General features: G+C 44.0%; 8 protein-coding genes and 1 tRNA gene. 7 read left to right on the forward strand and 2 right to left on the reverse strand.

Annotated elements, in window-relative coordinates; genetic code table 11:
• The first annotated feature begins 54 nt into the window (after positions 1-54).
• From JIG37_RS18090 to JIG37_RS18110, 5 genes are read left to right on the forward strand one after another with little or no spacing between them, the layout of a single operon-like run.
• Positions 55-1059: an FAD-dependent oxidoreductase gene (locus tag JIG37_RS18090; protein ID WP_199530003.1), complete on the forward strand. Its 1005-nt coding sequence runs from the start codon at positions 55-57 to the stop codon at positions 1057-1059.
• Positions 1060-1067: 8 nt separating this feature from the next.
• The gene (gene thiS, locus JIG37_RS18095; protein WP_054554133.1) at positions 1068-1265 is read left to right on the forward strand and encodes a sulfur carrier protein ThiS; all 198 of its coding nucleotides are present in this window, start codon (positions 1068-1070) and stop codon (positions 1263-1265) included.
• Between the two features lies 1 nt (position 1266).
• Positions 1267-2049, forward strand: a complete 783-nt coding sequence (locus tag JIG37_RS18100; protein WP_199530004.1) for a thiazole synthase — start codon at positions 1267-1269, stop codon at positions 2047-2049.
• 15 nt (positions 2050-2064) lie between these two features.
• Complete coding sequence (gene thiE / locus JIG37_RS18105) at positions 2065-3588, forward strand: thiamine phosphate synthase (RefSeq protein WP_199530005.1); 1524 nt, start codon at positions 2065-2067, stop codon at positions 3586-3588.
• A gap of 1 nt (position 3589) precedes the next feature.
• A complete protein-coding gene (locus JIG37_RS18110; protein ID WP_199530006.1) occupies positions 3590-4345 on the forward strand; it encodes a HesA/MoeB/ThiF family protein in 756 nt (251 codons plus the stop codon).
• Positions 4346-4409: 64 nt separating this feature from the next.
• On the opposite strand, the gene asd is transcribed toward JIG37_RS18110, so the two are convergent.
• The gene (asd, locus tag JIG37_RS18115; protein ID WP_175083551.1) at positions 4410-5276 is read right to left on the reverse strand and encodes an archaetidylserine decarboxylase; all 867 of its coding nucleotides are present in this window, start codon (positions 5274-5276) and stop codon (positions 4410-4412) included.
• Positions 5277-5294: 18 nt separating this feature from the next.
• A complete protein-coding gene (gene rsgA / locus JIG37_RS18120; RefSeq protein ID WP_058585944.1) occupies positions 5295-6353 on the reverse strand; it encodes a small ribosomal subunit biogenesis GTPase RsgA in 1059 nt (352 codons plus the stop codon).
• A 122-nt stretch (positions 6354-6475) separates the two neighbouring features.
• Between rsgA and orn the strand changes: the two genes are divergently transcribed.
• Positions 6476-7021: an oligoribonuclease gene (gene orn, locus JIG37_RS18125; protein ID WP_054554138.1), complete on the forward strand. Its 546-nt coding sequence runs from the start codon at positions 6476-6478 to the stop codon at positions 7019-7021.
• 273 nt (positions 7022-7294) lie between these two features.
• Positions 7295-7378 (forward strand) — tRNA-Gly (locus JIG37_RS18130).
• Positions 7379-7528: the final 150 nt, after the last annotated feature.

Here is a 7528-nt window from a genome sequence, read left to right on the forward strand (position 1 = left end):
GCGATAGGCTCTGGGTATTTACCTAGGGCCAAGAGCCTAGGGCCTAGAAAGTTTATGTCATTAAAGATAGCGATACTGGGTTTTGGTTTAACTGGTCGTTTAACTGCATTAGCACTTGCTAAAGAGCATCAGTTAAGTGTGTTTGAGCAAGGTGATGAACATGCTAGCAACAGTGCTGGCAGCGTTGCTGCAGCAATGTTAGCCCCCCTTGCTGAATCAGTCTTGTGTGAACAGGATTTAGCCCTACAAGGGCTTAATAGCATCACTCGTTGGCAGCAAATTTTAAGTGAGCTCGATGACGCTGTGTATTTTCAACAAACAGGCAGTTTAGTGGTTGCTCATCAGCAAGATAAGGGCGATTTACAAAGTTTTGTGAGCCGCTTAAAACCGCTTGAAAGCTATCAGGCACAGGCATTGGTTGGCACTCAAATCGCTGACCTTGAACCAGAACTAGCTGGGCGTTTCCATCAAGGTGTGTATTTACCTTGTGAAGGGCAACTCGATAATCAGGCATTTTATAGCGCTAGTTTTAAAAAGCTTACCTCGCAAGGAGTGCAATTTAACTTTGGCTGTAAAGTTGAATTGAACGCCCATCAAGTGAATGGCCAAAGCTTTGATTATGTATTTGATTGCCGCGGCTTAGGTGCAAAACAGGCTGAACCCTTACTTCGCGGAGTCAGAGGGGAGGTGGCGCGTTTATATGCACCTGAGGTGAACCTAACCAGACCAATACGGCTGATGCATCCGCGTTACCCAATTTATATTGCTCCTAAGCCAAATCATCAATTTGTGATTGGTGCGACTGAAATTGAATCGCAAGACACAGGTAAAGTGACCGTGCGCTCGGCACTGGAGTTATTGTCTGCTGCTTATACGGTGCATAGCGGCTTTGCTGAAGGGCGTATCGAGAGCTTGCAATCAGGGCTTCGTCCAGCGTTTGCAGACAACCGTCCGAAAGTCACAAAACAAGGTCGAGTGATCAAAATTAATGGCTTGTACCGTCATGGCTATTTACTTGCGCCTCAGGTGGTCGATGATGCAGTGAGCTTAATTGCTTAAGGATAAAAATGAATATTTTAATTAATGGTCAGTCAGTTACAGTGAACGACAATACATCGCTCACTCAGGCGTTGAGCCAGTTTGGCGCAAGACCTCCATTTGCCGTTGCCGTTAATGGTGACTTTGTACCGCGCAGCCAATGCGATGCTAAACCCCTCAATGAAGGCGACAGCATTGAGCTATTGTCGCCAATTCAAGGAGGCTAAGATGGATAGTTTTTCAGTTTATGGTGAGCAATTTACGAGTCGTTTACTGATTGGCTCAGCACTGTACCCTTCGCCAAGTGTTATGACAGAGTCGATAGTGGCCTCACAGGCTGAGATTGTCACGGTTTCATTAAGACGTCAGCAAAGCGCTGCTGCGGGTGATGATTTTTGGCAATTGATAAAAAACACCGGGTTAAAGGTGCTGCCAAATACGGCGGGTTGCCATAGTGTGAAAGAAGCAGTGACCTTGGCACAAATGTGCCGCGAAGTGTTTGCCACTGATTGGATCAAGTTAGAGTTGATTGGTGACGAATATAATTTACAGCCCGATCCAATCGCACTGCTCGAAGCCACTAAAATTTTATTGGCCGATGGCTTTAAAGTTTTACCTTATTGCACAGATGATTTAGTGCTGTGTCAGCGCCTCGCTGATTTAGGCTGCGAAGTACTTATGCCTTGGGGCGCACCGATTGGCACAGGCAAAGGCTTGCTGAATCCTTATAACTTAAAAATGATCCGTGAGCGCTTGCCAAACCATACTTTAATTGTTGATGCGGGCTTAGGTTTACCATCTCATGCCTGTCAAGCGCTTGAATTAGGGTATGATGCCGTATTATTAAATTCGGCAATTGCAGGTGCAGGTTGCCCAGTAACGATGAGTAAAGCGTTTAAGAGTGCGGTTGAAGCGGGGCGATCTAGCTATGTGGCTAAAGCGATGCCAGAGAAAGACGTAGCAAGCCCATCAACGCCGACGCTTGGAATGCCATTTTGGCATCAAGAATAAAATGTGAGGAATAACATGAATCAGGTTGTATGGACCATAGCTGGCTCAGATTCGGGCGGCGGTGCAGGAATTCAAGCCGACATCAAGGCAATGCAAAGTTTTAATGTACATGGCTGTACGGTTATTACTGCTTTAACGGCACAAAATAGTTTAGGTGTAGAAGCACTTAACCCGATTTCAACAGAAGTGATTGAGTCGCAACTATTAGCCTTAGCCAGTGATATGCCTGCCAGCGTGATTAAAATTGGCATGCTTGCCAATGTGCAGCAAATACAGCTTATTAGTGAGCATTTAAAACATTACAAAGCAACTTGGGCAGAGCCGCCTTTGGTTGTTTATGATCCGGTTGCCATTGCCTCAAGTGGTGATTTATTAACAGAAGAAGATACTGTTAGTGCTATCAAAGAGTGTTTATTGCCATTAGTCGATGTTGTAACACCGAACACCCACGAAACACAGCTATTAACTGGTGTTTACCTGATTGGCCCAAGCGCAGTGAAAGAGGCCGCAAAGAAGTTAACAGGCTATGGTGCAAAAGCGGTGATCATCAAAGGGGGTCACTGGGATTACCCAAGTGGCTATTGCATTGATTACTGCGTGCAAGGTGAGCAGGAATATTGGCTTGGTAACGAAAAAATTCAAACTCCGCATAGTCACGGTACTGGATGCAGTATGGCCTCTGTGATTGCTGCGTGTTTAACCAAACAGTATCCTCTCAAAGATGCCTTTATTTTAGCGAAAACCTATATAAACCAAGGATTAAAAGCAGCCATTCGATATGGTGAAGGGATTGGCCCCGTTGCACACACTTGCTTTCCAACAAATCTAGCTGATTACCCACAAGTCATCGAAGCGGGAAGTTGGCTGGGTGATGAGCTCGACTTTGATTGCCCGGTTGATTTTACCATGGCAGCAGGTTTTGCCGAGTGCGACTCTAAACAGCTTGGGCTATATGCCGTTGTTGATACGGTTGATTGGTTAGAGAAGTGTTTAGCCGAAGGGGTTAAAACCGTTCAATTAAGAATGAAAAATGCAGACGATGCAGCACTTGATGAGTCGATTGCAAGTGCGGTTATGCTGGGGCAGAAGTACGATGCGCAGGTGTATATCAATGATTATTGGCAATTGGCGATTAAGCACGGCGCTTATGGTGTGCATTTAGGGCAAGAAGACTTACAAACCGCTAATTTAATTGCCATAAAAGAGGCGGGGTTACGCTTAGGTGTGTCGACTCATGGCTTTTATGAGATGCTGCGTGCACATAATTACAGACCAAGTTATATGGCGTTTGGTGCTATTTATCCAACTACCACCAAAGACATGACGGGGCAAATTCAAGGCTTAGAGAAACTCGAAAAATTTGTGCCGTTGATGGCCGATTATCCAACGGTGGCAATTGGTGGAATTGATATATCACGGGCAGAGCAAGTTGCGAGCACGGGTGTTGGCAGTGTTGCCGTAGTGCGTGCGATTACTGAAGCCGAAGACTACCAAGCAGCCATTGCAAAGTTAAAACAGCTGGTCGAAGGTCAGTCTTAATATGAGCGCGTTAAGCGACAAAGAGCAAATTCGTTATAGCCGCCACTTGCTACTAAAAGAGGTGGGGCATGCGGGGCAGCAAAAGTTAAAGTCTGCTCATATTGTGGTTGTCGGAGCTGGTGGGCTTGGCTCACCTGCAATGTTTTATTTAGCGGCAGCAGGAATCGGAACGCTCACTTTGATTGACGACGATAAAGTTGAGCTTTCAAATCTACAGCGACAAATACTCTTTAAAGTAAACCACATGGGGCAGGCAAAAACACAGGCGGCTGCCAAGGTGTTAAGCAGTTTAAATAATCAAATAACGGTTAAACCTCTATGCCAAAAGCTTGATGAAAGTAACTGTGCTGAGCTACTTGAAGGTGCTGACATCATTCTTGATTGCAGTGATAACTTTGCTACCCGGTATTTGGTTAATCGCTATTGTTTAGCTAAATCTATTCCGCTTGTTTCAGCTGCGGCTATTGCAACACAGGGGCAGGTGATGAGTTTTGATTTTCGTGATGAACAAAGCCCTTGCTATGGCTGTATATTCCCGCAAACGGAGGAACAAACAGCACTTAATTGTGACAATGCTGGGGTATTGAGCCCGTTACTGGGTGTTATGGGCAGCATGCAAAGTTTATTGGCTATCAATATATTGCTTGGCCATAAAACGGGCAGCGAGTTTATTCAATTTGATGGGCTAACACTAAAACAAGAGCGCTTTAATATTCAAAAAGACAGGGAGTGTTCAGAGTGTAATCGTGGAGTGTAGGCGCGATTTATAGAGAGTTTTAAGCAAACCACTTTTGCTCAAGTGGTTTGCTAAATTGAACTTATTAGTCGTTAATTTTCGCAAATGGTGTGCCCATGCGCGTTACTGTTTCTGGGTGTTGATCTGATAAGAACTCAGCTTGATTTGCACCCCAAGCTAAAATAACGGTAGAGCCTAATTTAAAGCGACCCATTTCTTCACCTTTCTTCAGAGTAATCGCGTTGTCACCTGTGGTTGGGTAATTCCAACTAAATACATCTTTACCTGCTGGTGGCGTTACTGTGCCTGCCCAAATAGTCTCGATGCTAGCAACAATTGTTGCACCTACAAGTACCATGGCTAGCGGGCCAATTTCAGTTTCAAAGATAGCCACAACACGCTCGTTACGAGCAAATAGGTTAGGTACATTTTGTGCTGTTAACGGGTTTACCGAAAATAAATCACCCGGTACGTAAATCATTTTGCTTAGCGTACCATCAACAGGCATGTGAATTCGGTGGTAATCTTTAGGCGCTAAATAAATAGTTGCAAACTTACCGCCTAAAAACGGCGCTGTGTCTTCTTCTTTGCCACCAAGGAGTGCTTGTAAGCTGTAGTCATGGCCTTTTGCTTGGATGATTTGACCGTCGACTACATCGCCTAATTGGCTAATTGCACCATCAACTGGGTGAGCAATAATGTCGCTTTCTTCAGCAAGTGGACGAATACCTTCTTTTAATGGGCGAGTGAAAAACTCATTAAAAGTTTTGTAATGAGCTGGATCTGGGTATTTAGCCTCACTCATATCAATTTTGTATTGTTTGATAAACAATTTAATTAAGGCCGTTGTTAAGCCACCCGCTTTTGCTGCTGCTAACTTGCCAACCATGCGCGAAATGAAATGTTTTGGCATGGCATATTGCATAGCAATTTTGAATTTATCTAAACTCACTTGTTATTTCCTAAATAGTTATACGCGAGGAGCGCGTGCACCAGCACGGCCGTCGGCCATAGTTTCTAAAATTCGGTGGTAACTGTCAAAACGAAGTTCTGAAATTTCACCATCATCAACAGCTTGGCGAATTATACAGCCAGGATCGTTTAAATGTTTACAATCGCGAAAACGACAGCCACCAATAAAATCACGGAACTCTTTAAAGCACCATGTAACGCGCTCAACATCTAAATGCCATAAGCCAAACTCACGAATTCCCGGTGAGTCGATTAGGTTACCACCACTTGGTAAATGGTGTAATCGCGATACGGTTGTTGTGTGTTGACCAAGGCCGCTGTTCTCAGAGACTTCTTGGGTTAAGATATCTGCATCTGGCAGTACAGTGTTCACTAAGGTTGATTTACCCACACCGCTTTGACCAACAAAAATGCTGTTTTTATCAACTAGTTTTTGTTTAAGCTCAGCAATGCCTTGACCGGTTTTATTACTGACTAACAGTACTTGATAACCTAGCTCACGATAGATATCGAGAATTTCATCAATAAAAGCAAGGCCTTCATCGTCTATTAAATCTATTTTGTTAAGCACTAAAATAGGCTCAATACCCATGTCTTCACAGGCAACTAAATAGCGGTCGATAATGTTTGGTGTAAACTCAGGCAATACCGCAGAGACCATTAAAATTTGGTCGATATTGGCAGCGACAACTTTCACCCCGTCATAAAAATCAGGGCGCGTTAATTGTGAGCGACGCTCATGGGTTGCTTCAATAACGCCTGCTAAGTCGCCTTCGCTAACTTTTGCACGGCGAAAAATAACTTCATCACCACATACAAGGCTCGATACTGTTCTACGTATATTACAGCGCAATACTTCGCCTGATTCGGTTTCGATATCGGCATGTTGGCCAAATCGACTGATCACAACCGCATTTTCGGCAGGGCCTAAATTGTCATTTTGCCATTGCACAGTTGCCCCTTTCTGTTGCTTTTTGTCTGCATTAGAGAGGCGTTTTTGATGATTGGCCTTAATTCGACGCGATTGGCCTTTACTTAATTTCTTTTGTTTTGCCACTTTTGGCCTATAACTTGAGTAAATGTCGGGCTTTTTGAAAAAAAAGCTTTAGGTCGACTGATGATACTAATATGATATATCTAAATGCGTTGGATCTAAAGGAAAGCACCGCTAAGGTAACTATGTCTTTTCATAAATCAAATCTTATCTGGCTCGACCTAGAAATGACAGGCCTCGAACCAGCAACAGATAAAATACTCGAAATTGCCACTGTTGTCACCGACAGTGATTTAAACATCTTGGCCGAAGGCCCTGTTATTGCTATTCATCAAAGCGATGAACTGCTTGATGGTATGGACGAGTGGTGCACGACTCAGCACGGTCAATCTGGTTTAACAGCTCGTTGTAAAGCAAGCACATTCACTGAACAAGATGCTATTGATCAAACTTTGGCATTTCTAAAGCAATGGGTACCTGCGGGTGCTTCACCTATGTGTGGTAATTCTATCGGCCAAGACCGCCGTTTTATGAATAAGTACATGCCTGAATTGGAAGACTACTTTCACTACCGTAACCTTGATGTGAGTACCGTTAAAGAACTTGCACGTCGTTGGAAACCTGACGTATTAGCGCAAGTGAACAAAAAAGGTTCACATCTAGCCCTTGACGATATCAAAGATTCGATCATGGAATTAAAGGTTTACCAAGAAAAATTCTTTAATTTGTAAAAAACATTTGCAAACACATCGGATTATTGTAGAATCCTGCCCCGCTTAAGACGTTAACCCCCGCGGGGTTGGTATGTCTTTAGCTAAACTTTTATAGTTGAAATTTGCGGCACTAGCTCAGTTGCCAGAACGTTTTACCGCAACCTTCAGGTTGTGCGACAACGGACAAATTACTGACTACTTTTGAATGCGGCACTAGCTCAGTTGCCAGAACGTTTTACCGCAACCTTCAAGGTTGTGCACCAACGGACAAATTACTGACTACTTTTGAATGCGGCACTAGCTCAGTTGCCGGAACGTTTTACCGCAACCTTGCCAAGGTTGAGGTCACGAGTTCGAGCCTCGTGTGCCGCTCCAATTTCTCACCAAAAGAAATTGGCTTAAGTTTCAAGAGGAAAGTAACTAACTTGAAGCTTGTAACTTAAAACTAGTAACTTATTGTGCGGCACTAGCTCAGTTGCCAGAACGTTTCACCGCAACCTTCAGGTCTGTCTCTTATACACATCT

The sequence above is a fragment of the Pseudoalteromonas sp. bablab_jr010 genome (assembly GCF_016464105.1).
Classification (GTDB): Bacteria; Pseudomonadota; Gammaproteobacteria; order Enterobacterales; family Alteromonadaceae; genus Pseudoalteromonas; species Pseudoalteromonas simplex.